Below are 2,154 nucleotides of genomic sequence, written 5' to 3'. Positions count from 1 at the left end.
GCGGGCAAACCCGACTCCGGGTCTCGCAATCAGATCCTGAAACTGTCCACCAACTGCTTCAACCGTCCGGCCTGCTGCGCCAACGCATCGCAATCCTTCAAGGTTTCATTCAGGTTGGCCACACCCTGCTGGTTCAGCAGGTTGATCTGGTTGATATCGACGTTGAGGGTTTCCACTACCGCGGTCTGCTCCTCGGTCGCCGCCGCCACCGACTGGTTCATCCCGTCGATCTCGGTAATCCGCTGGGTCACGCTGACCAGACGGGCACCGGCCTGGTTGGCGACTTCAACGCTCTCTTCGCTGGACACCTGGCTGGCGTTCATCGTGGTCACCGCTTCCCGCGAACCGACCTGCAACGAGGTGATCATCTTGTGGATCTCCTCCGCCGATTCCTGGGTCCGGTGGGCCAGGTTACGCACCTCATCGGCCACCACGGCAAACCCGCGTCCCGCTTCACCCGCCCGCGCCGCTTCAATCGCCGCGTTGAGGGCCAGCAAGTTGGTCTGCTGGGAGATGCCCTTGATCACGTCGAGAATGTGCCCGATGTTATCGGTGCTGGCGTTCAGCGTTTCGATCTGGGTGCAGGACAGGCTGATCTTCTGCGACAGCTCGGTCATCGCCAGGATGGTTTTTTCCACCACCTGACGCCCGTCATCCGCCTGCTCGCTGGCGCCGCTGGCGTGTTGCGAAGCATCGGCGGCGTTGCGGGCGATTTCCTGGGTAGCCGCCCCCAGCTCGTTGATCGCCGCCGCCACGCTGTTGGTCCGCGCGCTTTGCTCATCGGAACCGATGATCGAGGCATTCGAGGAGTTCATCACCCGCTGGGACAGGTCATGCACCTGGCGCGTGGCCGAGGACACTTCACTGATGGACGCATGAATCCGCTCGACGAACTCGTTGAAAGAACCGGCGAGCTCGCCGAACTCGTCCTTGTTCTCGATGGTCAGGCGCCGGGTCAGGTCGCCCTCGCCCTGGGCAATGTCCTGCATCGCACGACCCATGGTGGTCAACGGACGCATCAGGAACTGGATCAACAGGGTCAGCAGCACTGCGATCGCCACCACGGCAATCAGCATCGCGATCAACGCCGAAGTCCGGAATTTGCTCAGTGGTGCGTAGGCCTTGTCCCGGTCGATGGACAGACCGATATACCAATCCGCCGAAGGCAGGCCCACCACCGGGGTGAACGAGATAATCCGCTCCTGGTTGTTCAGGGTGACTTCCTGGATGCCTTTGGTAATCCGCAGCCCGGAGTTCGGGTAGAGGTCCTTGAGGTTCTTCATCACCTGGTCTTTGTCCGGGCTGACGATTACCTGCCCGTCGCCACTGACCAGGAACGCCTGGCCAATGCCACCGAAGTCCACCGAGTTGATGATCTTCACCAGGGTTTCCAGGCTCAGGTCACCGCCCACCACACCGAGCAGCTGCCCGTTGCTCTTCACCGGCAGGGCGATGGTCACCACCAGGCCACCCACCGAGGCCATATAGGGTGGTGTCAGCATGGTCTTGTCCGCCACCACGGCGGATTTGTACCAGGGGCGCTGACGCGGGTCATAGCCGTCGGGCATCTTCGCGTCGGGACGCTGGGTGAAGGTACCGTCGGTCTGACCGACATAGGTGAACTGGAAGTTGGAGGTCAACGCCGGTTGATCGACCAGCCCCGGGTAGTCGGCCTTGCTGCCCTGATGGGCGACGTTCTGCGCCAGGTTCTCCAGTACCAGGATCCGTCCGCCCAGCCAGTTCTGCACGCTGCTGGCGGTCAGGTCGCCGGCTTGCTGGATGGAGGACTCGAGGTTCTGCCGGATGGTACTGCGCTGTAGGTAGTCGTTGTAGAACGTGAACAGCGCAAAGGCGAGAACCACGACACCGGAGGCGGCCAAAAGGATTTTATGGCTGAATTTAAGATTCATTTCATAGACTTCTATGCCGAAAGTGGGGATGCGTGCGAATGAAACAGTCCGTGTAAGGCGTAGGCAGCGTTCTGTGACCGCTCTACTTTGGTGCACGCATTGCTCACCATGCTGTCGGCACCATGGAGCGAAAACTTAACTCATTTCAAGAAATGTCTGGTGGCTTTTTGCACCCAAAAAACAAAACCCCCGTCTGCGTGAGCAGACGGGGGTTTCGGAATTCAATCTTGACGATGACCTACTC

At 60.2% G+C, this 2,154-nt stretch carries 1 protein-coding gene; it reads right to left on the bottom strand.

All coding sequences use genetic code 11. From position 1 onward, the window contains the following. Positions 1 to 29: 29 nt before the first annotated feature. Positions 30 to 1,910, bottom strand: coding sequence for a methyl-accepting chemotaxis protein (locus CWE01_RS33140; protein WP_100944758.1), 1,881 nt, complete (start codon positions 1,908 to 1,910; stop codon positions 30 to 32). Positions 1,911 to 2,154: the final 244 nt, after the last annotated feature.

The organism is Pseudomonas sp. QS1027 (assembly GCF_002814235.1).
Classification (GTDB): Bacteria; Pseudomonadota; Gammaproteobacteria; order Pseudomonadales; family Pseudomonadaceae; genus Aquipseudomonas.
This window is presented reverse-complemented; position numbering and strand designations above follow the sequence as displayed.

Excerpts from the sequence above, each read along its gene's own strand:
- CWE01_RS33140 (WP_100944758.1), bottom strand. The coding sequence starts at position 1,910 with ATGAATCTTAAATTCAGCCATAAAATCCTTTTGGCCGCCTCCGGTGTC.